This is a genomic window from Aliirhizobium wenxiniae (assembly GCF_019511445.1).
Lineage (GTDB): Bacteria > Pseudomonadota > Alphaproteobacteria > Rhizobiales > Rhizobiaceae > Neorhizobium > Neorhizobium wenxiniae_A.
This window is the reverse complement of record NZ_JAEUAN010000002.1, coordinates 99,727-126,462: the sequence shown is the minus strand read 5'-3', so window position 1 is coordinate 126,462 and position 26,736 is coordinate 99,727. Positions and strand designations below refer to the sequence as shown.

Below are 26,736 nucleotides of genomic sequence, written 5' to 3'. Positions count from 1 at the left end.
CGCCGGCAGGCCAGAGGGGGACTTTGGCGCAAAGCGCTAATATTCAAGGGAGATATTTCATGGCAATCGAAGGAAAACGGGAAGATGCGCGCGAGCCGCGGATCCGGCTCGGCATGGTGGGTGGCGGTTCGGGCGCATTCATCGGCGCGGTGCATCGCATGGCGGCACGGTTGGATGATCAGTTCGAACTGGTTGCAGGGGCGCTGTCGTCGACGCCTGAAAAGTCGCTGGCCTCGGGGCGCGAGCTCGGGCTCGATGTGTCGCGCACCTACGGTTCCTACAAGGACATGGCGATCCGCGAGGCACGGTTGAAGGATGGGATCGAGGCGGTGTCGATCGTCACGCCCAACCATGTGCATTACGAGGCGGCGCGGGAATTCTTGAAACGCGGCATCCATGTGATCTGCGACAAGCCGCTGACCTCCAACCTGACTGATGCGAAGAAGCTGAAAAAGCTTGCGGATGAAAGCGATGCCCTGTTCATCCTGACGCATAACTATACCGGTTATCCGATGGTGCGGCAGGCGCGCGAGATGATCGCCAATGGCGATCTCGGCAAGCTGCGCGTGGTGCAGGTGGAGTATGCGCAGGACTGGCTGACCGAGGCAGCCGAGCAGACTGGTGCCAAACAGGCGGTATGGCGCACCGACCCGGCGCAATCCGGTGCCGGCGGCTCGACGGGCGATATCGGCACCCATGCCTATAACCTCGCTTCCTTCGTTACCGGTCTGACCCTGGAGAGCCTTGCGGCCGATCTCGACAGTTTCGTGCCGGGCCGGAGATTGGATGACAATGCGCATGTGATGCTGCGGTTTGCCGAAGGCGCCAAGGGTATGCTCTGGTGCAGCCAAGTCGCACCGGGCAACGAGAATGGGCTGAAACTGCGCGTCTATGGCGAAAAGGGCGGGCTGGAGTGGAGCCAGGAGAACCCGAACTATCTGTGGTTCACGCCGTTCGGTGAGCAGAAGCGGCTGATCACCCGCAACGGCGCCGGAGCGGGGGCTGCGGCAGGGCGCGTCTCGCGCATCCCGTCGGGCCATCCTGAAGGCTATCTGGAAGCCTTCGCGACGATCTACACGGAGGCTGCGCGCGCCATTCACGCGAAGAAGAAGGGTGCGAAGCTCGACAAGGCGGTGATCTATCCGACCGTTGATGACGGGGTGAAGGGCGTCGCTTTCGTGGAAGCCTGCGTCGCGTCTTCGAAACGGAATGGCGCCTGGGTCAAGCTTTAAGGTCAGTGTGACACGGATGGTAGGACTTGCCGGTTCTGCCATTCGCCTTGCTTTGGTCGGTTTCGGCCGATAGATCACGGATCGTCCGCAATACCAACAGGATGTGTGCCGCAATGGATTTCATCTCGATCGCAACGCCGCTTTGCCTTGCAATCCAGGGAAATCATATCCATGCCTGCTTCCATCACACTTTCCAATCTTTCGTGGTCCACGCCTGACGGCCGCACTCTTTTCTCCAATGTCGATCTGAGTTTCTCAACTGAGCGCGCCGGGCTTGTCGGCCGCAATGGCGTCGGCAAGACGACGATGCTGAAGCTTATCGCCGGGCATATTCTGCCGCAGACCGGCTCCATTTCCGTTCATGGCAGCATCGGCATGATGCGCCAGAGCGTGCAGGTCGATGGCCAGCAGACGATCGCTGATCTCTTCGACGCTCGGGCTGATCTTGCGCTATTGAAAAAGGCAGTTGCCGGTGACGCGACGGTTGATGAGATCGGGATCGTCGATTGGCTCGTCGAGGAGCGTATTGCCTCGGCACTTTCCGGTGTCGGTCTCGATGCGGGGCCGGAGACGCATCTCTCATCCCTTTCCGGCGGGCAGCGCACTCGGGCGGGGCTTGCCGCGCTCATCTTTCGCGAGCCGGATTTTCTGCTGCTGGACGAGCCGACCAACAATCTCGACAGGGACGGGCGTAATGCCGTTATCGATCTTCTGTCGCGCTGGAAGGCAGGTGCGATCGTGGTCAGCCATGATCGCGAGCTTCTCGACAGCATGGATGCGATCATTGAACTGACGACGCTCGGGGCCAGGCGCTACGGTGGTAACTGGAGCCGTTTTCAGGAGCGCAGGGCGCTGGAACTGGCGGCCGCCGAGCATGATCTGGCGGATGCGGAAAAGACATTCGACGAGATCGCTCGCACCGCCCAGGTTCAGGCGGAACGCAAGGCGCGGGGGGATCGTGCCGGCAAGCGCAAGGCTGATCGGGGTGACATGCCGCGCATCGTGGCGGGCGGATTGAAGATGCAAAGTGAGGTTACCAGCGGCGAGAATGCCCGGCTGGCGGCGCGGCGCAAGCAGCAGGCATCGGAAGCGATAACGGAAGCGCGGCAGAGGATCGAGATCCTGCAGCCGTTTTCGGCGCATATCGCTTCGACCGGGCTTCCTGCGGCCAAGACCGTCTTGCGGCTCGATCATGTGAGCGTCGGTTATGGCGAGGGGCCGCCTGTTCTGTCGGACATCTCTTTCGATCTGGTCGGGCCGGAGCGGGTTGCCATCGTCGGGGCCAACGGCTCCGGCAAGACGACGCTGATCCGCGCGCTTACAGGTGCGATTGCGCCATCCGATGGCATGGTGTCCATCTTCACGGATTATGCATTGCTTGATCAGACCGTGAGCCTGCTCGACACGGGAGCGACGATCCGGGATAATTTCCGCCGCCTCAATCCGGCGGCCGACGAGAATACGTGTCGGTCGGCTTTGGCGCGCTTCATGTTCCGCGCCGATGCCGCCTTGCAGCCGGTGTCGACGCTTTCCGGCGGGCAGATGCTGAGGGCGGGGTTGGCCTGCGTGCTCGGCGGTAAAAATCCCCCGCCATTGCTCATTCTGGATGAGCCGACCAATCATCTGGATCTCGACTCGGTTGCGACCGTGGAGCGTGGACTTTCGGCTTATGACGGAGCGCTCTTGGTCATCAGCCATGACGAGGTGTTTCTGGATGCGATCGGCATCACACGCAGGCTGGAATTGCGCGCGGGGACAAAAGGCTGAGGGGATTACCTCAGCCTTTTGGATTTTCTTACTTGCTCTTCATCTTGGCATCGACGCTGACCGGGCCGGGGCCGGCGGCGAAGATGTAGAGGAAGATGAAGCAGAACAGGATGGAGGCTACGCCGCCATTCAGGGACGGATAAAAACCGCGCGGGAAATGGCCGATGAAATAGGCGAATGCCATCAGGCCGGAAAGGACGAAAGCCGCATAACGCGTCTTGAAGCCGATCAGGACGCAGAAGCCGAGTACCAGCTCGAGAAGGCCTGCGGTCCAGGAAAGCGAGCCGATTGCGGGAACTTTTTCGGTAACGGGAAAATGAAGGATCTTCTGCGTGCCGTAGCTGAACAGCACGAGGGCCGAAACGGCGCGCAGGAGGCTGAGGAAATAGGGCTGGGATTTATCGAGGTTCTGCAGCATGATTTTGTCCATCTGGATAAAGGGGCCACGCCTCTTCCATTGTCGGGCGCAAGGCTGCAACTCAACTTCCGTTGAAATTCACGTGAATTGACAGCTATTCACACTGAATGCGCGTTCAGGGGAACATCGAGCCCAATCGCAGGACGAGCTTGCGGTCGAAGAGATTTGGCTTGTCATACATCCAGGTCAGCGCTTCGGACGTGGACCAGGCCTTCTTGTAAGGGCGCACGGTGGTCAGCGCATCGAAGACATCGCAGACGGTGCAGATGCGAACGGCCGTGCCGATCTGCTCGGCCTTGAGGCCAAGCGGATAACCGCTGCCATCGAGCGTTTCGTGATGCAGGCGGCAGACATCAAGGATGAGGTTGGAGACGCCGCCGAGTTTTTTCATGTGTCGGTAGCCGATCTCCGGATGGCTGCGGATCATGCGTTTCTCGGCAGCATTCAGCTCTCCCGGCTTGTTGAGAATGGCGTTGGGAATGAGCAGTTTTCCGAGATCATGGAGGATACCCGCGCGGCCGATCTCGTCGATGACGTCTTCGTCGAATTCCAGCAGGACTGCCATCTGCGCCATCAGACCGGCGACGGAAACGGAGTGGAGGTAAGTCCCCTTGTCCTTAGTTTTCAGGCGGGTGACCTGCATGAACAGGTCTGGTGCCGCCTCTACCGCCCTGCGTGCAGAAGCAGCCGATTGCGTGATTTGCTCCATATCGACCCTGCCGGACACCATGTTTGCCAGCCCGTGACGCATTGTCGTCACGGCATCGTCGAGCGCCTTGTCTGTCTCGGTCGCAGGGGATTTGTCGAGGGAAGCGAGTTTTGCGTAACGTGGCGGCGCGCGTTCAAGAAGAGCCGTCGCGTCTATGCGGCTCTTTTGCCGGCTGACGAGAATATCGACGGCGGAGGAAAGCAGGATCGCCCTCACATCCTCCTCTGTTTCAATCATGAAGCGTCGCCGGGAGAATTCACTGCTCGGGCATTCGACCGTCTCTATAAAAAGGCCGGGCTGGACAAGATTTTTCGGTAGTCGAAGTATCACGCCACTCAATTCCTCGAATTGTGAGGATATTTGGCGCTATCGAGAATGAATAAATCACCTATTTGGGTGAAGCCGCGGCTTTATTTTTCGTCGTGCCGCGAATTTTTCTGCAGAAGCGGCGATGATCAAGCGGTTCCGGGCGTGATTTTCATTCAACGGTTTCGCCTCTAGTGGAGTTTAAACTCCAGATGGTGGCGGATGAACCGAAAAGGCTCCGCCATCGATCGATGGCGGAGCCGAGTGTTCGTTAATGCGCCGCGAGATCGCGGACGGCCTTCACCTCGGCAGCCGAGACGCCCGGTGCCTTGTTGTGCCAGCCTTCACGCAGGAAGGTGGCAAGCGTTGCGACCTCTTCGTCGGACAGGCGGTTGTCGTAGCCCTGCATGCGCAGCTTCATCGGACGGTCAGCCGTCGACGGCAGTTCCGCGCCGTGGAGGATGACGCTGATCAGGCCCTTGGGCGACTTGGCGGTGACGAGCGAGTTGCCGTCGAGTTCAGGGAAGGTCTCGCCGGCGCCATTGCCGTTGACGATGTGGCAGGCCGCACAGTTATCGAGATAGAGGCGGGGGCCGAGCGGCATATCGGGCTTGGCGTCCGTCAGCAGCTTTTCCGTCTCGGTAACCTCGGGCTTTGCGGCCGCGGCCGACGCATTTGCCGGAGCAGTGCCGATCTTCTTGAGGTAGGCGGCGATCGCCATGTTGTCCTCGTGGGTCATGTACTGCAGCGAGTCACGCACGACCAGCATCATTTCGCCGGTTGCCGAGGAATGGGCGTTGCGGGCAGTCGCCAGATAGGCCGCGGTCTGCTCGGTGGTCCATTTCTGCGGGCCGCTTTCCGGACCACGAAGGTCAGGCGCGGTATAACCGTCGATTTCGCCACCGGTCAGGAAGGCGTTCGACGTGTCGTCGATGCCGTCCTGTGCCATAAACAGGTTGCGCGGGCTGTGGCAGGCGGCGCAGTGGCCAGCGCCTTCAACGAGATACTTGCCACGGTTGAACTGTTCGTCCTCGCCCTGCACCGGCTTGAAACCGGCCGGATAGCTGGCGGCAAGCCAGTTCCAGGCACGCAGGCCGAAGCGCATGTTGAACGGGAAGGCGAGCTTGGTTTCCTCGACCTTGTTCGACACCGGTTCGACCTGATGCATGAAGTAGTCGTAGAGGGCGACGATGTCCTCTTCCGACATCTTGCGGTAGTTCTCATACGGCATGGCCGGATAGAGATGCGTGCCGTTCGGGGTTACGCCATCGTAGAGAGCCGCGCGAAAATCGTCGAGCGACCAGCTACCGATGCCGGTTTCTTTGTCCGGGGTAATGTTGGTGGTCCAGATCGTGCCCATCGGGCTTTCGATGGCGCGGCCACCGGCAAAAGGCTTGCCGCCCTCCGACGTGTGACAGGCCATGCAGTCGCCTGCATGCATGACATATTCACCCTGACCTTCGGCCGGCTTGAAGTCTGCAGCGAGCTGGGTGACCGGGCCGGTACGCTGCACCGGCACGAAGATGAAGGCGAGAAGGGCGACGATGCCCAGAACGACGAGGACGCCGAGAACGCGAATAAGTTTTTTCATCGTGTCTCTCCTCACACCAGCGGACGCGGATTGGGCAGGTAATCCTTGCGGATATGTTCTGCCGCCCAGTAGGCGAGGCCACCGACCATGCCGGTCGGGTTGTACTGGGTGTTCTGCGGGAAGGTATTTGCCCCCATGACGAAGAGGTTATGGCAATCCCAGGACTGCAGGTAACGGTTCAGAACCGAAGTCTTCGGATCGTCGCCGGTCACCGTGCCGCCGGTGTTGTGAGTGGTCTGGTAAGGACGGACGTCGAACATGGCGCCTTCCTTCTTGAAACCTTCCTGCATCGTCGTCGGGTTCATCGACTTGGCGACCGGTTCCATCTTCTGCTTCATGAACTGCGTCTGGCGGATCTCGTTCGGATGCCAGTTATAGGTCATGCGCAGCATCGGACGGTCGTGGCGGTCCTTGTAGGTCGGGTCGAGGTCGAGATAGTGGCCGCGATAGGACATGACGGAGCCGTGGGCGCCGATCGACATCGCATGGCCGTACCACTCGCCGATGCCCTTCTTCCAGCCCGCACCCCAGGAGGGCGTGCCTGCAGGCAGCGGCATCGTGTGGCCGGGCTGACCATTGGTCTGGCCCGCACGCCAGTAGGCGCCGCCGATAAAACCTTCCTTGGCGAAGTCGATATTGTCGATACCGAAGTCGTCGATGCAGAAGCCGTTGGCACCGGTACCGATGAACGGGTTGAAGTTCTCGTCCTTGAAGAACAGCGTGTAGCCACCGGTGATCTGGTAGGCGTAGTTACGGCCGACGACGCCTTCATTGGTGTTGGGGTCGTAAGGCTGGCCGATGCCCGAAACGAGCATCAGGTGAACGTTGTTCAGTGCAAACGCCGTCAGGATGACGAGGTCGGCAGGCTGGAAAACTTCTTCGCCGGTCTTGTGGTCGAAATAGGTGACGCCGGTGACGGTCTTGCCGTCGGTCGACTTTTCGACGCGCAGCACTTCCGAATTGACGCGGTATTCGAAATTCTTCTTGCGCTTCAGAGCATCGATGATGGCCGTTTGCGGGGAAGATTTCGAATAGTTGTAGCAGCCGTAACGCTCGCAGAAACCACAGTGGTTACACGGGCCCATCTGCATGTTGTATTCGTTCTTGTAGTCCTTGGAGGCAATGCCGCCCGGCGACGGGAACGGGTGGTAACCGGCAGCCTTGGCGGCGTCGCGGAACTTTACGCCATCCCAGGTCGAAGGCATGGCCGGCATCGGGTATTCATCCGAGCGCGGCGCCTCGAACGGGTTGCCGCCCTCTATGATCTTGCCGTTGACATTGCCGGCGGTACCGGAAATGCCGGCGACCTTTTCGAACCGGTCGAAATGCGGCTCGAGCTCCTCGTAGGTCATCGGGTAGTCCTGGATCGTCATGTCTTCCGTCATGACGCCTGCGCCGAACTTTTCGGTGATATAGGACTTGAGTTTGTATTCCGACTGCATCGGACGCCAGTTCAGGCCGTTCCAGTGCGTGCCGGCGCCACCGACGCCGGTGCCGAGCAGGAAGGTGCCGAGGCTGCGATAGGGCAGTGCCTCTTCATCCAGCGAACGGCGGATGGTGACCGTCGTGTTGGCCGGCTTTTCCATCATGCCGTAACGGATGCCGTATTTCAGCTCGTCGATCATTTCGGGGTACTGGAAGTTCGGAACCGTATCCTGATCGTGGCCGCGTTCCAACGCCAGAACCTCGAGGCCTTCATTGGCAAGCTCGATGCCCATGATCGCGCCGGTCCAGCCGAAGCCGACGAGGACGACGTCTTTTTTCTTTTCTGTACGTGCCATGACGTTCAACCCCTTTCGCCGGAGATCGAGACGGGGCCAAGCGGATACTTGACGTTATGCTTACCGACCCACTCCTTGTAGGAGCCGCGGGCGCCCGGGAAGCCGATATATTTCCAAGCCGCCATGCCATGGTTGCCGCCGTACATCGGGTCGGAGAAGTAGCCTTCCTTGGTGTTGGCCAAGAGGATCGAGAAGAATTCGCGCAGTTCCGGCTTGATCTTCATCTCGTCCTTCTGGAGCGAGGTCAGGGCCTTGTCCTGGGTTGCCGGATCAAGCTCGGCAAAGATCTTGCCGTGGGTCTGCTTGCACCATTCGTCGAAGACCGGGATCGCCTGCTGGTAGGTTTCCAGCGGATTGAGGGGGGTCTGCCAGCCACGCAGCGGGCTTGCCGCCGGCTGATAGGGGCCGACCATGTACCAGTCGGACGCCTTGCCGTAATCGCCGGCGAGCTGCTTGTCGATGAAGACCGGAACGCGTGTTTCGATCGCGCCGGGGCCTTCGCCATCCGACGGGATCAATCGTGCTACCGCTGCCATCACGAAAGCCCACTCACTGGGCTTGAGACAGTCCGGCTTGTATTCGGTGAGGGCCACCGGTTCTGGCTTCTGTTCGGCTTTCGCATGGCTCGCGATGCCGGCGATGGCTGCAGTCGCCGCCGATGCTTTCAGGAAGCCTCGGCGGGACGGCAATCCCGGAAGATCTCTCATTGTTCACTCCTTCGTGGCTGAGGGGTACAGCCTTTGAAATTCAAGTGAGGCCGTCCGATCGAAGGATGAGGCGTCACTATGACGCCTGCGATCTATCGCCGCAGTCTGAGGGCATCAAGGATCGAAAGGCTAAATTTCGCCAGGTTTTTGCCAAATTTGAGAATGATTTTCTATGGATGAATATCTAACGCTAAAATTGCATGTCTCATAGATTGTATTTTGGAAAATATAACTCATTTTGAGGGCGAAATGTTTATCTTTGCGTGTGCCTTGCTGGGTATGTTCGGGGCTTGAGCGGGGTGAGGGAAGCCACCTGAGGCTGTCTGCGCGCGTCTCTTTGCGCGGCATCGTTGCTCCTGCAAAGCGCCGCAATATCTGTTATGGAGATCGGCAATCATCCGGACGGGAGTTCTGATTTCCGTTGCCCGACGCGTCATCATAAAGAGGACAGCCTGCTCATGACCGATCCGAAGATTTTCGCGGCGCGTTTTCCCGGTGACTTTCTTTTCGGTGTGGCAACCGCCGCCTTCCAGATCGAAGGGGCGACGAAGGCTGACGGGCGCAAGCCTTCCATCTGGGATGCGTTCTCCAACATGCCGGGGCGGGTGTTCAATCGCGACAATGGCGATATCGCCTGTGATCACTACAATCGCCTTGAGGAGGATCTTGACCTTATCAAGAAGATGGGGGTCGAAGCTTACCGCTTCTCGATTGCCTGGCCGCGGATCATTCCCGAAGGAACGGGGCGGATCAATGAAAAGGGTCTGGATTTCTACGATCGATTGGTCGACGGCTGCAAGGCGCGCGGCATCAAGACCTATGCAACGCTCTATCACTGGGACCTGCCGCTGACCCTGATGGGAGACGGCGGATGGGCTGCCCGTTCGACAGCATACGCATTCCAGCGTTATGCGAAAGTGGTCATGGCGCGGCTCGGCGACCGGCTGGATGCGGTGGCAACGTTCAATGAGCCGTGGTGCTCCGTCTGGCTGTCTCATCTTTTCGGCGTTCATGCACCGGGCGAGCGCAACATGGAGGCAGCACTTGCCGCCATGCACACGACCAATCTGGCACATGGCCTTGCCGTCGAAGCCATCCGGCATGTGACCCCGAATGTACCGGTCGGTCTGGTGCTGAACGCCCATTCGGTCATTCCGGGCTCCGAGAGCGCCGAGGACAAGGCGGCGGCGGAGCGTGCCTTCGATTTTCACAACGGCGCGTTTTTCGGCCCGGTGTTCAAGGGAGATTATCCGCCTTCACTCATCGAAGCGTTGGGCGAAAAAATGCCGAAGATCGAGGAGGGTGATCTTTCGATCATCAGCCAGAAGCTCGATTGGTGGGGGCTCAACTATTACACGCCGATGCGCGTGACGAATGACCCGGCAGAAGGGGCAGTCTATCCTGCTACGCAAGGAGCGCCCTTCGTCAGCCAGAAGGTGACGGACATCGGCTGGGAAATCTATGCGCCGGCGATGAAGTCGCTGGTCGAGGATCTTTATCGTCGCTACGAGCTGCCAGACTGCTACGTGACCGAGAACGGTGCCGCCTACAATGTCGGGCCTGAAAAGGGCGAGATCGACGACCAGCCGCGGCTCGATTATTATGTCGAACACCTTTCGGTCGTGGCGGATCTCGTTTCGGACGGTTATCCGGTGAAAGGGTATTTTGCCTGGAGCCTGATGGATAACTTTGAATGGGCTGAAGGCTACCGTATGCGGTTCGGCCTCGTGTACGTCGATTACGAGACCCAGGAACGGACGATCAAGAAGAGCGGAAAATGGTACCGCGAACTGGCGTCGCAATTTCCCGGCGGAAATCATCGAACAGTTTGACAAAAGCCAGCTCCGAGAGGGACTTAGGAAGAGTTTTTCCCATGCTCGCGTATAATTGAAATTCCATCCCTAGGAATTAGGGTAAGGCCGGGGCATTGATCTGCCACCAACAAGGCTGCTAGGCCTTTTTTGAGAGAAAGCCGATCGAATGCTCCGGAAAGTCACCTGTCATCGAATGTGCCGACTGGGCGCGTGATCGAGCGGCATTCTCGCCGTTATTGTGACCTGACTTAACTCGTGAGTTTCAAATGACCATCCAGCATGCCGCGACAAATGTCGCGCCGTCCGTCCGGGCGAAGGAAAAAGGCCACGGGGAGCCTTCTGACACTCCCATGGTTTCCTTCGAGGGCGTAACGAAGCGCTTCGGCGGTACGGGCGGCCAGCCCGCTTTCACGGCCCTTGACGGGGTTGATTTTACCGTTGCCCATGGTGCGATCGCTGGCATTATCGGCCGCTCGGGTGCCGGCAAGTCGACGCTCGTTCGCCTGGTCAACGGACTTGAGAAGCCGACTTCCGGCAAGGTCGTGGTGGATGGCACAGAGGTAGGCGGCCTGTCCGAATCTGCCCTGCGCGGCCTTCGCCGCCAGATCGGCATGATCTTCCAGCACTTCAATCTCCTGTCGTCGCGCACGGCCTTCGACAACGTTGCGCTGCCGCTGGAAATCGCTGGCGTCGACACCAGGACGATCAAGGCGAAGGTCGGGCCGCTGCTCGATCTCGTCGGTCTCGGTGACAAGGCAAAAAGCTATCCTTCCGAACTCTCTGGCGGCCAGAAGCAGCGCGTGGGTATCGCCCGTGCGCTTGCGACCGACCCGAAACTGCTGCTTTCGGACGAAGCCACCTCGGCGCTCGACCCGGAAACGACGCAGTCCATTCTCGAGCTTCTCAAGCGCATCAACGCCGAACTCGGCCTTACCGTGCTCCTCATCACGCACGAGATGGAGGTGGTAAAGACAATCGCCACCGATGTCGCCGTCATCGACAGGGGGCTGATCGTCGAGTCGGGCAAGGTCTTCGACGTTTACGCCAGCCCTAAACATGAGACCACACGGACCCTGCTGGCTTCGTCGCTTGCCCTGCCGGAATGGCTGCGGACGGGCATCAAGCAGACCCCTTCTGCGGGCGATCGTGCGCTGGTGCGTCTGGTCTTCTTCGGTGAGACCGCGTTCCAGCCGCTGACAGGCCGTCTCGTTGCCGAACTCGGTTCGGACGTGAATATTCTTGCGGGCGGGATCGAGGAGATCGGCGGCAAGCCGTTCGGCTCGCTGGTTGTTTCCTATTCCGCAGATCCCGCCGTCATCGAGCGGGCCAATCGTTTCTATGCCGAAACCGGCCTTTCCACGGAGGTGCTCGGCTATGTCGCCTGATATGCTTCTCAACCTGCTTTTGAAGTCACTTGGCCAGACGCTGCAGATGGTTGCCGCTGCCGGTGTGATCGGTTCGCTGATCGGACTGCCGATCGGCATTTTCCTTGCCACCAGCGGACGGGGCGAGCTGTTTCCTGCTCCGACGATCAACCGCATCGTCGGCCTGATCATAAATGCGGCGCGCTCCACGCCCTTCATCATTCTCGTCGTTGCGATCATTCCGTTCACGCGACTGATCACCGGAACCTCGATCGGCACCTATGCGGCGATCGTGCCGCTGACGATCGCGACCATTCCCTTCTTCGCCCGTCTGGTCGAGGCGGCCATCCGTGAGATCGACAAGGGCCTGATCGAGGCTGCCCGCGCCATGGGTGCCACGCCGACGCAGATCGTCTTCAAGGTGCTTTTGGCGGAAGCCCGGCCTTCGCTGATGGCGGCGCTCACCATGACCATGGTCAGCCTGATCGGTTATTCGGCAATGGTCGGTGCCGTCGGCGGCGGTGGTCTCGGTGACCTTGGCATTCGCTATGGCTACCAGCGCTTCATGCCGGAAATGATGCTCGCTGTTGTCGTCGTGCTGATCGTACTCGTCCAGCTCGTGCAGAGCGCCGGCGATGCGCTGGCTCGTCGCTTCGACAAACGCAATCGCAAGAACTGAGTGTTTCAGAGGGGTAAAGATAATGAAGAAACTGATTGTCGCGGCCACGCTCGCCGCTCTCTTTTCCACCGGTGCGGCTTTTGCCGAAACCAAGAAGGTTGGTGTGACCCCCGGTCCGCATGCGCAGATCGTTGAGAAAGTGAAGGAAGTCGCCGCCAAGAAGGGTCTTGAGCTCGATGTCGTCGAATTCTCCGACTACGTCGTTCCGAACCAGGCGCTGTCGGATGGCGACATCGACATCAACTCGTTCCAGCACCAGCCCTACCTGGACAACCAGGTGAAGGAGCGCAGCCTCGATCTCGTCTCGGTGGCGAAGTCGGTCAACTTCCCGATGGCCGGTTATTCGAAGAAGATCAAGGCTCTGTCAGAGCTGAAGGACGGTGCATCGGTTGCCATTCCGAACGACCCGAGCAACGGCGCACGCGCGCTTCTGTTGCTGGCAGACCAGAAGCTGATCACGCTGAAGGACGGGATCGGCGTGAAGGCTTCGGTCGCAGACATTGTCGAAAACCCGAAGAAGCTCAACATCGTCGAACTGGACGCCGCCCAGCTGCCGCGTTCGCTCGATGACGTCGATCTGGCTGCCATCACCACCAATTACGCGCTTGCTGCCGGCCTCAACCCGAAGACGGACGGGATTTTCCAGGAAAGCACCAAGGCACCTTATGTCGGTGTCATCGCCGTTCGCGCCAAGGACAAGGATGCCGACTGGGTAAAAACCTTCGTCGAGAGCTATCACAGCGCGGAAGTGTCGGCCTTCATCGAAGAAAAGTTCAAGGGCGCGATCACGCCGACCTGGTAAGCGCCAACAGAATTGCGTTTCCGGCCACCTCCCAAGATACGCGGCCGGGAACGCCATAAAACCCAACAAAATCGTGAGGAAACATCCAATGAAGAAGCTCGTACTCGCCGCCGCATTTGCGCTTGCTGCTGCAAGCTCCGCACTTGCCGAAGACATCAAGGTCGGCGTCACGCCGGGTGAACACGCCAATATCATGGAAAAGGTTGCCGCCGTCGCCAAGACCAAGGGCCTCAACATCGATATCATCGAGTTCTCCGACTATGTCGTGCCGAACCAGGCGCTGAACGATGGCGACATCCAGGCCAACTCGTTCCAGCACCAGCCCTATCTCGACAACCAGATCGCCGATCGCAAGTTCGATCTCGTTGCCATCGGCAAGACGATCACCACCCCGATGGGCGTTTATTCCAAGAAGGTGAAGAGCCTCGACGAACTGAAGGACGGCGACACCGTTGCCATCCCGAACGACCCGACCAATGGCGGCCGCGCGCTGCTGGTACTGGCATCGAAGGGCCTGATCAAGTTCAAGGACGACGCCGGCATCAAGGTCACGCCTTCGGACATCATCGAAAACCCGAAGAATATCGAATTCTCAGAGCTCGACGCTGCCCAGCTGCCCCGTTCGCTCGATGACGTGGATGCTGCCGTCATCAACACGAACTACGCCATGGAAGCCGGCCTGAACCCGAAGAAGGACGCGATCGCAATCGAGGGCGAGAAGTCCCCTTACGCCAACATTATCGTTGTTCGCGCTGCCGACAAGGATCAGCCCTGGGCCAAGACGCTGGTTGAAGCCTATCACGACGAGAGCATCCGCAAGTTCATCAACGATGAATACAAGGGCGCCCTGATCCCGTCCTGGTAATTTTTGGTCGGACTAAAGTTTGATTTGTTACAGCCCCTTACGCAAGAGACCGCGTGAGGGGCTGTTGCATTTGTTGTCGCGTCTTGCATCACTATCTTAACTGTATCTGAAGGAATGTCCGCGATAAACTTCTGGTTTAGAGAGGGGTTTTATGGGGCTGTTATCATTCCGTTTCAGACGCCCCGTGAACGTTGGGCGAAAGTCCGCCGTGACTTCGATGCTCGGCGTCTTCGCCCTTGTTGTTTTTCTCGTCACGATTTTCATTCTCACGGCTGTCAACCGGATTGCCGACCACACCAACAATCTCGATGAACAGCGGTCGCGCGCGACGACCAGCGGCGCTGTGCGAACCTTTCAGGACCAGCTTCACGCGACGCTGAACGACTATGCGGCGTGGGACGATGCAGCCACATTCGTTTATGCCCCGGATGGTCAAGACTGGATCGTCAGCAATTTCGGCGACATGACCGTCAACAGCGATCTTTTCGACGTCGCGATCCTGCTCGATGCTCACCGTAATGTTCTGATGGCCTACCAGGATGGTCAGCCGGTCGCTTGGACACCCGGTGATTACTTTGATTCATCGCTCTGGACGCTTTACGACAAGGCTAAATCTGCCGGCCCGGAAAGCGTTCCCGAGGCAACAGGGTTTGTCGCATCCCAAAAGGGCGTTACGGCAGCCGGTGTGGCTCTCGTCCGCGAGAAGTCGGGCAAGATCACCGTGCCGCCGGAAAACCGGCGTTATCTCGTCTTTGCGCGCCATCTCGATGACGAGAAGGTTGCAGCACTCGGGGAAACCTATGTCATCGGCGGGCTTCATTTCGTCGGTGCAGATGAGGCGCTGCCCAGTGCAGTCGAGATCCGCAATCTGCATGGCCGGCTTCTGGCAAAACTTGGCTGGACGCCGCGCAAGCCGGGTGACGTCAGCTATCAGCAGGTTCGTCCACTGGTCTACAGCGCGGTTGCCATGGTCGGGCTGTTTTTCCTGCTTCTGCTGGTCGCGGGAACGAATACTCTCAATCGCCTGAAAGCGGACGAGGCTGCTGCACGCCGTCTGGCGATGACGGATAGGCTGAGTGGCCTGCTCAATCGTACTGGTTTTTTCGTGGCGCTGGATGACATGGTCGAGGAAGGATCGCGCAGCCAGCAAAGCGTGACGCTGCTCTATCTCGATCTCGATGGGTTCAAGGAAGTCAACGATGCCTATGGCCATGGAACCGGAGATACGTTGATCCGCAGCGTTGCGGCGGGCTTGAGGATTCTTGTCGGCGACGGGGCGGTGCTTGCCCGCGTTGGCGGAGACGAGTTTGCTATTGCTGTTCTTTCCGAAGATCCGGGTGGCGAAACGACACTGTTCTGTGAGCGAATTCTCGGGTTCTTCGAAGAGCCTTTCACCATCGGTGAGCGGGTGGCGGTAATCGGGACGAGTATCGGAATTGCAATATCCCCGCACGGCATGGTCAATGGTGGAGAGCTGGTCCGGCGTGCCGATATGGCGATGTATCGTGCCAAGGATAGCGGACGCAGCCGTTTCGACTATTACACGCCGGATATGGACGCCGAGCGCGAGGAGCGCCACAGGCTCGAGATCGACCTCAGGATCGCCATCGAACGCCAGGAGCTGACGGTTGTGTACCAGCCGGTGGTCTCGGCGCAGAATGGCAAGATTGTCGGTGTGGAAGCACTCGCTCGCTGGAACCGCAAGGGTTACGGTTCGGTCTCTCCTGATGTTTTCATCCCGATCGCGGAGACCTCTGGCCTGATCGATCAGCTCGGTCTTTTCGTGCTGCATCGCGCTTGCGAGACGGTGAAGCGCTGGCCTGGCCTAAAACTGTCAGTCAACATATCTCCCGGGCAGTTCCGCGACCCTGCATTTCCGCAGAATGTCGAATGCGTGCTGCGGCAGACCGAAGCCGTACCGGAAGACATCACGCTGGAGATGACCGAAGGTTACTTTATCCAGAATGCCGACCGGGCCAAGACGTCCATGGCCGGGCTGCGACGGTTGGGGGTCCATATTGCACTCGACGATTTCGGTGCCGGCTTCTCAAGCGTCGGTTATCTTCGCCAGTTCGGGTTCGACCGCATGAAGATCGACAAGTCGCTGATCCATGCGCTCGATCAGGAACGAAGCGCGGTTGACCTGTTGCATGCAACCGTTGCCCTTGCGCGCTCGCTGGATATTCCGGTCACCGCCGAAGGTGTCGAGACGGACGCACAGGTGCTGCAATTGCGGCTCACTGGCTGCGATCAGCTGCAGGGTTACCTGTTCGGCCAGCCGATGTCGGCCGACGATATCGATGGCGTTTTCCGGCGAGACGAGCGCAGGGCGATCTTTTCGCTGGCGTGAGCGGCTGCTGATCAGCTGCCGATATGCTTGACGCCGCGTTTCTTGGCGAGGGCGATCTGGTGCTGCCGCTGGCGGTAGCGCAGGCGATCCGCCTCGGTGCGCGTGTCGTAGCAGTTCGAGCAGGAGACACCTTCCTCGTATTTCGGAGACGTGATCTCTTCTGCGGTGATCGGATTGCGGCAGGCGTGGCAGAGCTTGTGATTGCCTTCCTTGAGCCCATGCTCGACCGAGACGCGCTCGTCGAAAACGAAGCAGGCGCCTTCCCACATGCTTTCCTCTTCCGGTACTTCCTCAAGATATTTGAGGATGCCGCCCTTGAGGTGATAGACCTCTTCGAAGCCTTCTTCCTTCATGAAGGCTGTCGCCTTTTCGCAGCGGATGCCGCCGGTGCAATACATGGCGATCTTCGGCTTGTTGTGCAGGCCGGTATTGTTGCGCACCCAGTCGGGAAACTCGCGGAAGGTCTTCGTGTTCGGATCGACCGCGCCCTTGAAGATGCCGATCGCGGTCTCGTAATCGTTGCGCGTGTCGATCAGGATCGTTTCGGGATCGGAGATCAGCGCGTTCCAATCCTTCGGGTCGACATAGGTGCCGACGATCTTGTTGGGGTCGATATCCTCGACGCCCATCGTGACGATCTCTTTCTTCGGCCGGACCTTCATGCGCAGGAAAGGCATTTTCGATGCGCGGCTTTCCTTGTGCTCCAGCTTGGCGAGTTCCGGCTGGGCGCGCAGATGGGTTAGAAGACGGGCGATCGCATCATCGGTGCCGGCGACGGTGCCGTTGATGCCTTCGCGGGCGATCAGCAGCGTGCCCTTGATGCCGTTTTCATCGCAGAACGCCTGAAGCGGCGCGCGAAATTCTTCGAAGCGCTCGAAACGGGCGAAGTGATACAGCGCCGCAACGAGGAAGCCATTGGTTGCCCCTTCGGCATTCTGGGGCCGCGATGTGATCTGATTGTCTGTCATGGGCGTCAAATACAGCGCTATCGTGTCGCACGCAACGCGGATTCTTTATCCGGCCTTGCGAGGCTCTTCCTCTCGCTTGCGGTGCTTGCCGGTGCTTATGGTGGCGGCCCTCTCCCAGAGAAGTGCGATGAGGGAAGCTTCCTGCTTCGGCTTCTCTGACAGGAGTGCGCGCGCCTGCTCCAGGGCATCGCGTCTGAGGGCCTGCTGGCGGTTGATGATCGCCGCAAGCAGGCGAGCGAGCGTGTCGCCGTTGCCGAACAGATCCGGCTCCTTGTCCGCCAGCTCGGTCAGCACTGAGAGATCGTGTTCATGGCCCAGAAGATCGACGAGCCTCTTGCATTCACCCTGCTTCGCCAGCATGGCCGAGGGCCAGATATCACGCAGCAGCGACAGGTGCATCCAGTAGGCCTGACCGCTCTTGCGCAGTTCGTGATAGGCCTCAGCCCCGCCATGCTTTTCGCATTCGGCGAGTGCCGCATGAGCTTTCACCAGTTGTTTCTTCCAGGCCTTGCCGAGATGTCTGGCGGTTTTGCTTGGCCTATCCGAGAGTTTGAGGGCATCGAGGGCTTCGATCGCTGCCCCGCAGCCTTCGATCGCCGCCTCCATCTTGGCTGGCAGGTCGTGCTCTTCTTCGGCTATGCGATCCCTGCGCGCTGTCAGCGTTGTTCGCGCCTTGTCGAGCGCCGTCCTTTCTTCGGGCGAGGCTGCGAAGTCGGTCAGATAGGTTACGGTCTCGACCAGCGCCGTGGCATCGCGCACGGACGAAAGCTGCCGGGCGATATCGCGTATGCGCGCATTCTCCTGGCTGCGGAAATCCGGAGCATCGGGCTGGATGAGGCGATAAAGGGAGCGGACGCGCTTGAAGCGCTTGCGCGCATCGTGAATGGCTTCGTGCGGCCCATCGGGATGATCTCGCAGATATCTGATCGCCTTCGACAACTGTTTCCGGGCGACGGAACGGAACTCGGTGGTGAACGGCTCAGACGGCCGTAAACGGTAGGCCATGCACGAGTTCCTCGCTCAGGTCTTCAATTGCCATGTTGACGTTCGAATAGCGCCGGTCGCCGGTGATCTCCTTGCCGATCCAGGTCGGAAGCAATGGCTGCTCCTTCTCGCTGGCGATCTCGACTTCGGCCACGACCAAACCGGCATAGGCGCCGGCATAGACATCCACTTCCCAGGTGTAGCCTTCGTAGGGGACGAAGTACCTTGTCTTTTCGAGGACGACGCCGAGAGCCTGCTCTGCCATTTCACGCGCATCGGCCAGAGGTATGTCATATTCGAATTCGTCCCGGGCGAAGAGATTGCGTCCGATCTTGATCGTCAGTTTCGCCTTCTTGTCATCCATGATGCGGACGCGGACCGAGCGATCCTTTCCGGAAGCGACATAGGCCTGCAGGAAACTGGAGGATGAGGAGGCACCGGAGCGCCAACCATCGGTCTTTACGAGGTACTTCCGCTCGATTTCCTTCGCCATGTCATTTACACCTGTCTTGGAACATCGACCGAAACCTAGTGCAAACATGACGATTGGAAAATGCGTTCTGTCGCACCGTCCGGTTTTTTCTCGACAATGACGGTGCCTACGGTTATTTCCGGGCGATATTTTCAATCGTTTCAGGGAGAATGTGCATGGCTAGCAAAACCGAGAAAGTCCTTTCGATCCTCAAGTTGCAGCCGGTCGTGCCGGTGCTCATCGTGGATGACGCGAAATCGGCGGTTGATCTGGCAAGGGCGCTCGTCGCCGGTGGCCTGCGCGCCATCGAGATCACCTTGCGCACGCCGGCAGCCCTTGATGCCATCAAGGCAGTTGCCGCTGAAGTCGAAGGCGCAAATGTCGGTGCTGGTACCATCCTGAACTCGAAGGACTACGAAGCTGCCGTCAAGGCTGGCTCGACCTTCATCGTTTCGCCGGGTGCAGCGCCCAGCGTCATCTCCGCCGCCAACGATTCTGCGGTTCCGCTTCTGCCGGGTACGGCAACGCCGAGCGAAGTCATGACGCTGCGCGAAGCCGGTTATGACGTGATGAAGTTCTTCCCTGCCGAACAGGCTGGTGGCGCCGCCATGCTGAAGGCATGGTCTTCGCCGCTCGCAGGTACTTTCTTCTGCCCGACCGGCGGCATCTCGCTCAAGAATGCCAAGGACTACCTATCGCTGCCGAACGTCGTCTGCGTCGGTGGCTCCTGGGTGGCTCCGAAGGAACTGGTTGCCGCAGGCGACTGGGCCGGCATCACCAAGCTCGCTTCCGAAGCCTTCGCACTGAAAGCCTGAGGCTGGCGGGGTAACCCCGCGAGGCGTTCTGACATTTTCGTTATCGATGACGCGGGAAAATTGTTTTCCCGCGTTTTCGTTCCTATCTCCCAATCGAAATTCAACCGATAGGAGATATCGATGTTCGACGCGAAAAAGCTTCTCGACCAGTTCCTCGGGTCACAGGTTCCCGGGCGCTCGGGAAGCGGCAAATCCGGATCCGCCTCGGGATGGGCCGGGCAGGTGACGGACATCGCCAAAAACAATCCGCTGAAGACGGCCGGTATTGCCGCCGCCATTCTCGGCACCAAGACCGGGCGCAAGTTCGCCGGAAACGCCGCCACGATCGGTGGTATCGCTGCCGTTGCGGGCCTTGGTTATCTCGCCTACAAGAACTACAAATCGGGGCAATCGCCGCAGGCCGCTCCGCAACCGCAGCCGACCGCGGCCCAGCCGATTGCGCTGCCGCCGCCAGATTCCGCCTTCAGCCTGGAATCCCCGCAGCTTTCCAATGATTTTGCGCTCACGCTGGTAAGGGCAATGATTGCCGCTGCCAAGGCGGACGGCCATATCGACCAGAGCGAGCGGGCCAATATCATGGAGAAGATCCATGCCGTGGATCTGGGGGCTGAAGCCGAAGCGTTCATTGCCGAGGAACTGGCGAACCCGGTCGATATCGACGATCTCGTCGCAGCGGCTCGAACCGAGGAGCAGAAGGTCGAGCTCTATACCGCGACGCGTCTGACGATCGATCCTGATACGCGGGCGGAACGCGGTTATCTCGATATGCTCGCCGGCCGTCTCAACCTGCCGGACGCATTGATCGACCATATCGACGCCACGGTGTCGTCGGCCAAGGTTGCTGCTCCTTCGGTGTGAACAGAACAGAAAAGCGCGTATCGGTTGTGGTTTCTCGGAACAATCGCCTCTGCTGATGCTTTTGTTGGCAGATAAAGGAGCGAGACGATGATGAAAACCGAGACGATTTCGACCGATATCTGGCTGAAAGTCATGTGCGCGCTGATGATCAATGCCGTGCTCTTCGGAGCCGGCGTCATTCCCGTGCTTTCCGTGCCGGCGCTTGCCGAGCAGGCGAAATACCTGATCCCTGTGGTAGTCGTGGCGAGCCTCGCGATTACGCCATTGCTGTGTGGGTTTGTTGCGCGGCGCATGCGGATCAGAAACTGGGGCGTTTCCCAGTGGCGCGAAGGCGATCTGATCTCGGGCTAGAGGCGATCGAAGGAAAAAGGTAGTGAAAACAAGGGCTGGCTGAAAAGCCGGCCCTTGTTCTTTCAACCGTCGGCCCCGCCGATGCGACGTCGGAACAGTCCCTCGAGCTTTTTCCAGATGCTTTCGGGTTCGGGTGAGCCAATCATCATTCGTCCCTCGCGGGTGATCGAGATTACCGCTCCCGTCGACCACTCTCCGCCGTGATCGATGCTGATGAGTTTGTTGCGCGCGGCGTCCTGAAAGAATGGTTCTTCTTCCAAGAATTCGTATTCATCGTCAGAAAGACAGAGGCGACCTGACGAACTCTCGGCGATATGGCCAAGAAAGGTCAGCAGACGAGGGTCTATCCGAGGTTTTTGCGGGAGGTTTACGGGCATCTTCAGCACCCCAAGATCTTCGCCTCATCTAAATCTATATTAGCGAAACAACAATATCCTCGCCCGGCCAAATATTGATTGATGAAAAATTGGAGATAAGCGCTGGAAGCTGGTTCAATGTCGAAGGCTGCGCGCGGCATTGCCTTTGCAATGTCCCTGACTTAATCGTCGGATGTCGAAACAAGGCCATTCCGATGCACGATCTGAAAACCTACAAAGTTGCAGCTCCCAAGCCCGTCACCTTGAAGGGACGGTTCGTCACTCTCGAGCCCTATGATCGCGATGTGCATCTAGAAGCGCTGTGGGAGGCTCTGGGCGGGGAGGGGATCAACGATCTTATCCGGTATTTCCCCAACGAGAACTATGCCACGGCAGACGAATTCGGAACTTGGCTGGAAGGCGCGCAGGCCAATCTCAGCTTCATCACGCTTGTCGCGCGTGAAAACGCCAGCGGCAAGATTGTCGGCATGGCGAGCTATATGCGTCCTGATCCCAAAAATGGGGTCGTCGAAGTGGGCTCGGTTGCGCATGGCGAGGCGATGAAGCGTTCGCCCATGGCGACCGAATTGCATTACCTCATGGCTAGGCATGTCTTCGAGGATCTCGACTATCGCCGCTACGAATGGAAATGCCACAACGAAAACGAGCCGAGCAAAAGAACGGCCGTTCGTTATGGTTTTACATTCGAAGGCGTCTTCCGGCAGCACGTCATCTCCCGCGGCGCAAATCGCGATACTGCCTGGTTCTCGATGATCGATGGCGAGTGGCCTGTCATCAAGGCCGCATTCGAGGCTTGGCTCTCGCCGGAGAATTTCGATGCCGATGGCAGCCAGAAGCGGCGGCTGGAGGATATTCGCGCCGAAATCGGCCGCGCTTGAGAGGATGAGCATGAAGCCGGAGACAAGATCGCAGGTGGTTGCCGCGGCGCTGATCATGATCGGCGCCGTCGTCGTCATTTATTTCCTGCCGTCTCTGGTGCTCTGGATCGGCCAGTATTCGCCGGTGCTTGCCTTCGTGGTCGGTGCGGTGCTGTTGCTTGGTTTCTTCTGGATCTTCTGGCTGAGGGCACGATATCAGCGCAGGCGCTGATATTTAACCCGGAAAGGCTCTAAGCCTGCAGGGATGCGCCGAGCAGCGACAAGCCCACCAGAAGGACGAAGAGCGCGCCGGCAATCTCGATCGCATGGCCGACGCGTCGGCCGGTCTTCGAACCGGGGCCGGCAACCTTGAGGGCGATATCCTTGGCACCAACAGCAAGCGATGCGAGGATCGTCACTGTGATCGCCGTGCCGAGCGACATGGCCAGCACCGACAGAATGCCACCAAGATAGAGACTGTTCAGCAGTGAGAAGCTCATGACCAGGATCGCGCCGGAGCAGGGGCGCAAGCCCACCGCAATGATCGCCGACCAGGCTTCCTTGAGGCTGAAGTCCTTGCCGTCCAGCATTTTCGGATCCGGCATGTGGCTGATACCGCAGGCCTCGCAATAGTCACCGTCTCCCTCGTAGTCGTGCTCGTCGATTTCCACGGCCTTGAAGTTCAGGCCGGTGGCGCTACGGCTTGCGGCAGGGCCATCGAACAGCATGGCGGTTGCTGCTGCCGGTTCGGATGTCCGGACGACCCGAACGTTTAAGGAGCGAAGCTTTTTCACCAGCAGCCAGGCGCCGAACACAGCAACCATGGCAAAGCTTGCGACTTCCATGGCCCAGGTCGCCTTGGTCATGGTGATACCCGAGCCGCGCAAGGCAAAGAAGGCTGCGCCGACGACAAGGATCGCGACCAGTCCCTGCAGAAGCGCCGAGACAAATGAAATGGCGACGCCGCGGCGAAGCTCCACTTCGTTGGCGATCATATAGGAGGAGATCACCGCCTTGCCGTGGCCAGGGCCGGCTGCGTGGAATACGCCATAGGCGAAAGACAGGCCGATGAGACCTGCCAATGCGGAAGGATCCTCCCGCATCGCTCTCAGCGCGCCGGTCAACGCACGGTAAAAGGATTGCTGATAATAATTGATCCAGCTGAGATAGGGAGCGAACGGCCCGCCAACGGAGAAGGAAGGTTCTGCCGAGCCGACGCCCAAAGGTGACTGGGCATGGGCAGCACCTGCAAGATACAGGCCGGCGAGGGCCGCAACGACGAAGGTTGCCGTTATGTTGAGCCTTGAAGATTTCAGCATGTCAGCTCCAGACGGGTCGCGAACATTTTGGACATGTCGGTTCCGGTCGGATCGTTGAAGAAGGCGTCGGTCAGCGTGGAGCTGTTCTGGGACAGCACCTCGTCGGGATCCGGCCGTACGACCTTGTGCTGACATTTCGCGAATGCCGGACCTTCTGCGACCAGATCCTTGTCGGTCGGAAAATCAATCGCGGTATACATGGTGGGGTCGTAGACACCAAAGGTCAGCCGGCCCTTGAGCGGCATCGGTTTTTCCGGCTTGACGGCGAAAAAGACCAGGATCTGGCCCTCGTTGAGGCTGACATGGATCACGTCCGGCTTCCGAACGCCGACCGGTGCGCCATTCACCGTCAGGGTGGTGAAGTAGTGATAGTCCCCCAGAGACGTGCGCATGGTCTCACCAAGTTCCGCCAGTTCCTCTTCATCGAGCTTCAGGTCGCTGTTCTTGTCGAAGTCCAGCAGCACGCTGGATGAAAAGACTTCGTCAAAGCGCCAGACATTGCGCAGTTCCTGGACGTTGCCGTCGGCGCCGCCGATCACTTCCAGCCGCGAATCGACGAATATGTGAGGATGAGCGCCGGCTGCATGGGGCAGCGCAAGGGCCAACAGGGCAGTGATGATCGCAAGTCTGTTTCGCATTCGGCCCGGTGCCCTATATTTTCCCCGCCTGATTTGAGCGATCTGCTGTGCCGTTCAAATGGGACGGAATTTCGACTCACGTGTTACACAATTACTGTGTCATCGCGCCTGGCGGAACCAGTTGGCGAGAAAATCGACGAAGCTTCTGACCTTGGCCGGAAGATAACGGCGATGCGGGTAGACGGCATAGATGCCGCGGTCCTTGATGATGTAGTCGTCGAAAAGCGTGACCAGTTCGCCGGACTGGATAGATGCATTGGCTATGAAATCCGGGATGATTGCAACGCCCAAGCCCGCGCGGGCGGCGCGCAAGGTCGCCTGCGGGCTGTTGACCTCGATCGGGCCCGATACGCCGACAGATAAAGTCGAGCCGTCCTTTTCGACGAAACGGATATTGTTGTGCCCGCGCGTGTTGGTGTCGATGATGAAGGGGACGCCGCTCAATTGCTGCGGATGGTCCAGCGGACCGTATTGCGCGACGATATCTGCGGTCGCGACGGCATGGACACGAAAATCGTTGAGTTTCTTGGCGATCATGCCGGAATCTTCCAGCCGCGTGATACGGATCGCCAGATCGAAATTTTCCTCGATCAGATCGACGAACCGATCGTCTGCGACGATTTCCAACTGAACATCGGGATGCGCCTTGGCGAAATCGATCAGCGACTGGCCGACATCGGCATCGATGAAGGTGCGCGGCACGGAAACGCGCAAGCGGCCCTTGAGGTCCGCATTGCCTTCGCGCACGAGGTCGGCGAGGTTGTCGATCTCTTTCAGGATATCCGAAGCGCTTCGGTAATAGGTGTGGCCTGCCTCCGTCAGTGAAAACTGCCGCGTCGTGCGGTTCAGAAGCAGCGCGCCGAGATCATCCTCAAGCTCGCGAACATATTTGGAGAGCAGCGCCTTGGAGCGTCCAGTACGGCGCGCGGCTGCCGAAAAACCCTCGGCTTCGACCACATCGATAAAGGCGCGCATGCGGGTGAGGGTGTCCAAGGCCTGTCTCCTGAATATTGAACGAAAGCGGCTGCTTCGTTCGATGTTTATGGACCAATGTAAAAATATGGTCGAGCGTAAAAAATCTCTTGATTATGACGGCGAATATTCTTATCTCCCGGCTTGCCCAAAGTCGCACGTGCCCATGGGTGTCCGCCGACCCTCGAAATGAGATTTATCTCTAAGGTGAGGTCATCGGTAAGGTACCTGGAACTAACCCCTCCAGTCGCTATTCCGGCCAACCGGAAAATGCGAGGACATCTGAAGCAACGACGGTGCGGGCCTTTCTAGTCTCTGCAAGCTTTCCATCAGCTTGCAATTCTGAAGAGGCACACCTGAATTGCCGGAAGTGCGGTAGGGACAACCCTCCAATCCAAGGCAGACAAAGCCGGATCAAAGCTCGTGGCAGGGCGTTGGTCTACATATCGCGCGGTAAAGCGTGCTCACGGTACCAGTGTCTCCAACTACTGGCCCCGAGCGCATTCTTATCCGTCCTTTGTCCTCCGGTTCGCAGCCGGAGCTTTGAGATTTCGAAGGGACTGACCCATGACCACTGCTCGCATCCTCGACTTCATCAAGACCCGACGTCCGGAAGGCCCGTGCCTCGTTGTCGACCTCGATGTCGTACGCGACAATTTCCATGCGTTCCGTCATGCCCTGCCGGATAGCTCCATCTATTATGCGGTCAAGGCAAACCCGGAGCCGGCAATCCTCAAGCTGCTCGCCTCCCTCGGCTCGAGCTTCGATTGCGCTTCCGTCGCCGAAATCCAGATGGCTCTCGATGCGGGTGCCACCGCCGACCGCATCTCCTTCGGCAACACGATCAAGAAGGAGCGCGATATCGCCCGCGCCTTCGCGCTCGGCGTCGGTCTCTTTGCCGTGGACAGCCATGAGGAAGTCGAAAAGATCTCCCGTGCTGCTCCGGGTGCAAAAGTGTTCTGCCGCGTTCTGACCGATGGCGAAGGCGCCGAGTGGCCGCTGTCGCGCAAGTTCGGCTGCGTGCCGCAGATGGCCGTCGACGTTCTCGTCTACGCTCACCAGCTGGGTCTCGAAAGCTACGGCGTGTCCTTCCATGTCGGTTCGCAGATGACCAAGGTCGATGCCTGGGATTCGGCTCTTGCCGATGCCAAGCGCGTCTTCGCACAGCTCGCCAAGCAGGGCATCGTCCTGCAGATGGTCAACATGGGCGGCGGCTTCCCGACCAAGTACCTGCGTGACATCCCGAAGGCCGAGGAATACGGCCAGGCGATCTCCAACTCGCTGCGCAAGCACTTTGGCAACAACCTGCCGAAGACGATCATCGAGCCGGGTCGCGGCATGGTCGGCAATGCTGGCGTCATCAAGGCGGAAGTCGTTCTCGTTTCGCGCAAGTCGGACAATGACAACCATCGTTGGGTCTTCCTCGACATCGGCAAGTTCGGCGGTCTGGCCGAAACCATGGACGAGGCGATCCGTTACCCGATCCGCACCGAGCGTGATGGCGACGAGATGGAGCCCTGCGTGCTGGCCGGCCCGACCTGCGATTCGGCCGACGTGATGTACGAAAAGAACATGTATCCGCTGCCGATCTCCCTTTCGATCGGCGACGATGTTCTGATCGAAGGCACGGGCGCCTACACGACGACCTATTCGGCCGTCGCCTTCAACGGCTTCGAGCCGCTCAAGGCTTACGTCATTTAAAGGCAGTCTCTGCCGATAGTTTCGCGGTTCCCGAACCTC

Annotated in this window: 26 protein-coding genes; 14 read left to right on the top strand and 12 right to left on the bottom strand. The window is 59.1% G+C overall.

Annotation, left to right across the window (positions count from 1 at the left end; all coding sequences use genetic code 11):
* Nucleotides 1–59: 59 nt before the first annotated feature.
* Both JNB91_RS02845 and JNB91_RS02840 read left to right on the top strand, forming a co-directional pair.
* Nucleotides 60–1,232 carry a Gfo/Idh/MocA family protein gene (locus tag JNB91_RS02845; RefSeq protein ID WP_220324007.1) on the top strand — a complete coding sequence of 391 codons (1,173 nt, stop codon included), beginning with the start codon at nucleotides 60–62 and terminating at the stop codon, nucleotides 1,230–1,232.
* A 171-nt stretch (nucleotides 1,233–1,403) separates the two neighbouring features.
* The gene (locus JNB91_RS02840) at nucleotides 1,404–2,999 is read left to right on the top strand and encodes an ABC-F family ATP-binding cassette domain-containing protein (RefSeq protein ID WP_220324006.1); all 1,596 of its coding nucleotides are present in this window, start codon (nucleotides 1,404–1,406) and stop codon (nucleotides 2,997–2,999) included.
* A gap of 28 nt (nucleotides 3,000–3,027) precedes the next feature.
* Here JNB91_RS02840 and JNB91_RS02835 read toward each other — a convergent pair whose 3' ends face one another.
* From JNB91_RS02835 to JNB91_RS02815, 5 genes are all read right to left on the bottom strand, one after another.
* The gene (locus tag JNB91_RS02835) at nucleotides 3,028–3,417 is read right to left on the bottom strand and encodes a DoxX family protein (protein WP_220324005.1); all 390 of its coding nucleotides are present in this window, start codon (nucleotides 3,415–3,417) and stop codon (nucleotides 3,028–3,030) included.
* Between the two features lie 115 nt (nucleotides 3,418–3,532).
* Complete coding sequence (locus JNB91_RS02830) at nucleotides 3,533–4,456, bottom strand: HD-GYP domain-containing protein (protein WP_346269252.1); 924 nt, start codon at nucleotides 4,454–4,456, stop codon at nucleotides 3,533–3,535.
* Nucleotides 4,457–4,703: 247 nt separating this feature from the next.
* Nucleotides 4,704–6,023 carry a cytochrome c gene (locus JNB91_RS02825; RefSeq protein ID WP_220324003.1) on the bottom strand — a complete coding sequence of 440 codons (1,320 nt, stop codon included), beginning with the start codon at nucleotides 6,021–6,023 and terminating at the stop codon, nucleotides 4,704–4,706.
* 11 nt (nucleotides 6,024–6,034) lie between these two features.
* Nucleotides 6,035–7,804, bottom strand: a complete 1,770-nt coding sequence (locus JNB91_RS02820) for a GMC family oxidoreductase (RefSeq protein WP_220324002.1) — start codon at nucleotides 7,802–7,804, stop codon at nucleotides 6,035–6,037.
* A gap of 5 nt (nucleotides 7,805–7,809) precedes the next feature.
* Nucleotides 7,810–8,511, bottom strand: coding sequence for a gluconate 2-dehydrogenase subunit 3 family protein (locus JNB91_RS02815; protein WP_220324001.1), 702 nt, complete (start codon nucleotides 8,509–8,511; stop codon nucleotides 7,810–7,812).
* 458 nt (nucleotides 8,512–8,969) lie between these two features.
* On the opposite strand from JNB91_RS02815, the gene JNB91_RS02810 reads away from it, so the two are divergent.
* The 6 genes from JNB91_RS02810 (at nucleotide 8,970) to JNB91_RS02785 (ending at nucleotide 16,385) form a co-directional block, all read left to right on the top strand.
* On the top strand, nucleotides 8,970–10,343 hold the full coding sequence (locus JNB91_RS02810; protein ID WP_220324000.1) for a GH1 family beta-glucosidase: 1,374 nt from the start codon (nucleotides 8,970–8,972) through the stop codon (nucleotides 10,341–10,343).
* 332 nt (nucleotides 10,344–10,675) lie between these two features.
* On the top strand, nucleotides 10,676–11,710 hold the full coding sequence (locus tag JNB91_RS02805) for a methionine ABC transporter ATP-binding protein (protein WP_223218047.1): 1,035 nt from the start codon (nucleotides 10,676–10,678) through the stop codon (nucleotides 11,708–11,710).
* Nucleotides 11,700–12,368 (top strand): methionine ABC transporter permease, encoded by a 669-nt coding sequence (locus tag JNB91_RS02800; protein WP_220323998.1) that lies wholly within the window; start codon nucleotides 11,700–11,702, stop codon nucleotides 12,366–12,368. The genes JNB91_RS02805 and JNB91_RS02800 overlap by 11 nt, the downstream gene beginning before the upstream one ends.
* A gap of 22 nt (nucleotides 12,369–12,390) precedes the next feature.
* The gene (locus tag JNB91_RS02795) at nucleotides 12,391–13,170 is read left to right on the top strand and encodes a MetQ/NlpA family ABC transporter substrate-binding protein (RefSeq protein ID WP_220323997.1); all 780 of its coding nucleotides are present in this window, start codon (nucleotides 12,391–12,393) and stop codon (nucleotides 13,168–13,170) included.
* A gap of 88 nt (nucleotides 13,171–13,258) precedes the next feature.
* Nucleotides 13,259–14,035: a MetQ/NlpA family ABC transporter substrate-binding protein gene (locus JNB91_RS02790; RefSeq protein ID WP_220323996.1), complete on the top strand. Its 777-nt coding sequence runs from the start codon at nucleotides 13,259–13,261 to the stop codon at nucleotides 14,033–14,035.
* A 151-nt stretch (nucleotides 14,036–14,186) separates the two neighbouring features.
* On the top strand, nucleotides 14,187–16,385 hold the full coding sequence (locus tag JNB91_RS02785; protein WP_220323995.1) for a bifunctional diguanylate cyclase/phosphodiesterase: 2,199 nt from the start codon (nucleotides 14,187–14,189) through the stop codon (nucleotides 16,383–16,385).
* Nucleotides 16,386–16,396: 11 nt separating this feature from the next.
* On the opposite strand, the gene trhO is transcribed toward JNB91_RS02785, so the two are convergent.
* From trhO to JNB91_RS02770, 3 genes are read right to left on the bottom strand one after another with little or no spacing between them, the layout of a single operon-like run.
* The gene (gene trhO / locus JNB91_RS02780; protein ID WP_220323994.1) at nucleotides 16,397–17,353 is read right to left on the bottom strand and encodes an oxygen-dependent tRNA uridine(34) hydroxylase TrhO; all 957 of its coding nucleotides are present in this window, start codon (nucleotides 17,351–17,353) and stop codon (nucleotides 16,397–16,399) included.
* A gap of 45 nt (nucleotides 17,354–17,398) precedes the next feature.
* On the bottom strand, nucleotides 17,399–18,358 hold the full coding sequence (locus tag JNB91_RS02775; protein WP_220323993.1) for a CHAD domain-containing protein: 960 nt from the start codon (nucleotides 18,356–18,358) through the stop codon (nucleotides 17,399–17,401).
* A complete protein-coding gene (locus tag JNB91_RS02770; protein WP_220323992.1) occupies nucleotides 18,333–18,830 on the bottom strand; it encodes a CYTH domain-containing protein in 498 nt (165 codons plus the stop codon). The genes JNB91_RS02775 and JNB91_RS02770 overlap by 26 nt, the downstream gene beginning before the upstream one ends.
* Before the next feature lie 155 nt (nucleotides 18,831–18,985).
* On the opposite strand from JNB91_RS02770, the gene JNB91_RS02765 reads away from it, so the two are divergent.
* From JNB91_RS02765 to JNB91_RS02755, 3 genes are all read left to right on the top strand, one after another.
* Nucleotides 18,986–19,624 carry a 2-dehydro-3-deoxy-phosphogluconate aldolase gene (locus JNB91_RS02765; RefSeq protein WP_220323991.1) on the top strand — a complete coding sequence of 213 codons (639 nt, stop codon included), beginning with the start codon at nucleotides 18,986–18,988 and terminating at the stop codon, nucleotides 19,622–19,624.
* A 120-nt stretch (nucleotides 19,625–19,744) separates the two neighbouring features.
* Nucleotides 19,745–20,482: a tellurite resistance TerB family protein gene (locus JNB91_RS02760; RefSeq protein WP_220323990.1), complete on the top strand. Its 738-nt coding sequence runs from the start codon at nucleotides 19,745–19,747 to the stop codon at nucleotides 20,480–20,482.
* Between the two features lie 87 nt (nucleotides 20,483–20,569).
* Nucleotides 20,570–20,833, top strand: coding sequence for a hypothetical protein (locus JNB91_RS02755; RefSeq protein ID WP_220323989.1), 264 nt, complete (start codon nucleotides 20,570–20,572; stop codon nucleotides 20,831–20,833).
* A gap of 62 nt (nucleotides 20,834–20,895) precedes the next feature.
* On the opposite strand, the gene JNB91_RS02750 is transcribed toward JNB91_RS02755, so the two are convergent.
* Nucleotides 20,896–21,219 (bottom strand): hypothetical protein, encoded by a 324-nt coding sequence (locus JNB91_RS02750; RefSeq protein WP_220323988.1) that lies wholly within the window; start codon nucleotides 21,217–21,219, stop codon nucleotides 20,896–20,898.
* A 185-nt stretch (nucleotides 21,220–21,404) separates the two neighbouring features.
* Here JNB91_RS02750 and JNB91_RS02745 point away from each other — a divergent pair, with 185 nt between their 5' ends.
* Nucleotides 21,405–22,088, top strand: coding sequence for a GNAT family N-acetyltransferase (locus JNB91_RS02745; RefSeq protein ID WP_220323987.1), 684 nt, complete (start codon nucleotides 21,405–21,407; stop codon nucleotides 22,086–22,088).
* 10 nt (nucleotides 22,089–22,098) lie between these two features.
* Nucleotides 22,099–22,299, top strand: a complete 201-nt coding sequence (locus JNB91_RS02740; protein WP_220324253.1) for a hypothetical protein — start codon at nucleotides 22,099–22,101, stop codon at nucleotides 22,297–22,299.
* A 19-nt stretch (nucleotides 22,300–22,318) separates the two neighbouring features.
* Here JNB91_RS02740 and JNB91_RS02735 read toward each other — a convergent pair whose 3' ends face one another.
* The 3 genes from JNB91_RS02735 to JNB91_RS02725 all read right to left on the bottom strand — a co-directional run bounded on the left by JNB91_RS02735 (nucleotide 22,319) and on the right by JNB91_RS02725 (nucleotide 25,017).
* Nucleotides 22,319–23,386 (bottom strand): nickel/cobalt transporter, encoded by a 1,068-nt coding sequence (locus JNB91_RS02735; protein WP_220323986.1) that lies wholly within the window; start codon nucleotides 23,384–23,386, stop codon nucleotides 22,319–22,321.
* Nucleotides 23,380–24,024 (bottom strand): DUF1007 family protein, encoded by a 645-nt coding sequence (locus JNB91_RS02730; protein ID WP_220323985.1) that lies wholly within the window; start codon nucleotides 24,022–24,024, stop codon nucleotides 23,380–23,382. The genes JNB91_RS02735 and JNB91_RS02730 overlap by 7 nt, the downstream gene beginning before the upstream one ends.
* A gap of 99 nt (nucleotides 24,025–24,123) precedes the next feature.
* Nucleotides 24,124–25,017, bottom strand: coding sequence for a LysR family transcriptional regulator (locus JNB91_RS02725; protein WP_220323984.1), 894 nt, complete (start codon nucleotides 25,015–25,017; stop codon nucleotides 24,124–24,126).
* A 546-nt stretch (nucleotides 25,018–25,563) separates the two neighbouring features.
* On the opposite strand from JNB91_RS02725, the gene odc2 reads away from it, so the two are divergent.
* Complete coding sequence (odc2, locus tag JNB91_RS02720; RefSeq protein WP_148143355.1) at nucleotides 25,564–26,697, top strand: ornithine/lysine decarboxylase; 1,134 nt, start codon at nucleotides 25,564–25,566, stop codon at nucleotides 26,695–26,697.
* The last annotated feature ends 39 nt before the right edge of the window (nucleotides 26,698–26,736 follow it).

Coding starts and splice junctions, on each gene's coding strand:
- JNB91_RS02845 (WP_220324007.1), top strand. CDS start 60: ATGGCAATCGAAGGAAAACGGGAAGATGCGCGCGAGCCGCGGATCCGG.
- JNB91_RS02840 (WP_220324006.1), top strand. CDS start 1,404: ATGCCTGCTTCCATCACACTTTCCAATCTTTCGTGGTCCACGCCTGAC.
- JNB91_RS02835 (WP_220324005.1), bottom strand. CDS start 3,417: ATGCTGCAGAACCTCGATAAATCCCAGCCCTATTTCCTCAGCCTCCTG.
- JNB91_RS02825 (WP_220324003.1), bottom strand. CDS start 6,023: ATGAAAAAACTTATTCGCGTTCTCGGCGTCCTCGTCGTTCTGGGCATC.
- JNB91_RS02820 (WP_220324002.1), bottom strand. CDS start 7,804: ATGGCACGTACAGAAAAGAAAAAAGACGTCGTCCTCGTCGGCTTCGGC.
- JNB91_RS02815 (WP_220324001.1), bottom strand. CDS start 8,511: ATGAGAGATCTTCCGGGATTGCCGTCCCGCCGAGGCTTCCTGAAAGCA.
- JNB91_RS02810 (WP_220324000.1), top strand. CDS start 8,970: ATGACCGATCCGAAGATTTTCGCGGCGCGTTTTCCCGGTGACTTTCTT.
- JNB91_RS02805 (WP_223218047.1), top strand. CDS start 10,676: ATGGTTTCCTTCGAGGGCGTAACGAAGCGCTTCGGCGGTACGGGCGGC.
- JNB91_RS02800 (WP_220323998.1), top strand. CDS start 11,700: ATGTCGCCTGATATGCTTCTCAACCTGCTTTTGAAGTCACTTGGCCAG.
- JNB91_RS02795 (WP_220323997.1), top strand. CDS start 12,391: ATGAAGAAACTGATTGTCGCGGCCACGCTCGCCGCTCTCTTTTCCACC.
- JNB91_RS02790 (WP_220323996.1), top strand. CDS start 13,259: ATGAAGAAGCTCGTACTCGCCGCCGCATTTGCGCTTGCTGCTGCAAGC.
- JNB91_RS02785 (WP_220323995.1), top strand. CDS start 14,187: ATGGGGCTGTTATCATTCCGTTTCAGACGCCCCGTGAACGTTGGGCGA.
- trhO (WP_220323994.1), bottom strand. CDS start 17,353: ATGACAGACAATCAGATCACATCGCGGCCCCAGAATGCCGAAGGGGCA.
- JNB91_RS02775 (WP_220323993.1), bottom strand. CDS start 18,358: ATGGCCTACCGTTTACGGCCGTCTGAGCCGTTCACCACCGAGTTCCGT.
- JNB91_RS02770 (WP_220323992.1), bottom strand. CDS start 18,830: ATGGCGAAGGAAATCGAGCGGAAGTACCTCGTAAAGACCGATGGTTGG.
- JNB91_RS02765 (WP_220323991.1), top strand. CDS start 18,986: ATGGCTAGCAAAACCGAGAAAGTCCTTTCGATCCTCAAGTTGCAGCCG.
- JNB91_RS02760 (WP_220323990.1), top strand. CDS start 19,745: ATGTTCGACGCGAAAAAGCTTCTCGACCAGTTCCTCGGGTCACAGGTT.
- JNB91_RS02755 (WP_220323989.1), top strand. CDS start 20,570: ATGATGAAAACCGAGACGATTTCGACCGATATCTGGCTGAAAGTCATG.
- JNB91_RS02745 (WP_220323987.1), top strand. CDS start 21,405: ATGCACGATCTGAAAACCTACAAAGTTGCAGCTCCCAAGCCCGTCACC.
- JNB91_RS02740 (WP_220324253.1), top strand. CDS start 22,099: ATGAAGCCGGAGACAAGATCGCAGGTGGTTGCCGCGGCGCTGATCATG.
- JNB91_RS02735 (WP_220323986.1), bottom strand. CDS start 23,386: ATGCTGAAATCTTCAAGGCTCAACATAACGGCAACCTTCGTCGTTGCG.
- JNB91_RS02730 (WP_220323985.1), bottom strand. CDS start 24,024: ATGCGAAACAGACTTGCGATCATCACTGCCCTGTTGGCCCTTGCGCTG.
- odc2 (WP_148143355.1), top strand. CDS start 25,564: ATGACCACTGCTCGCATCCTCGACTTCATCAAGACCCGACGTCCGGAA.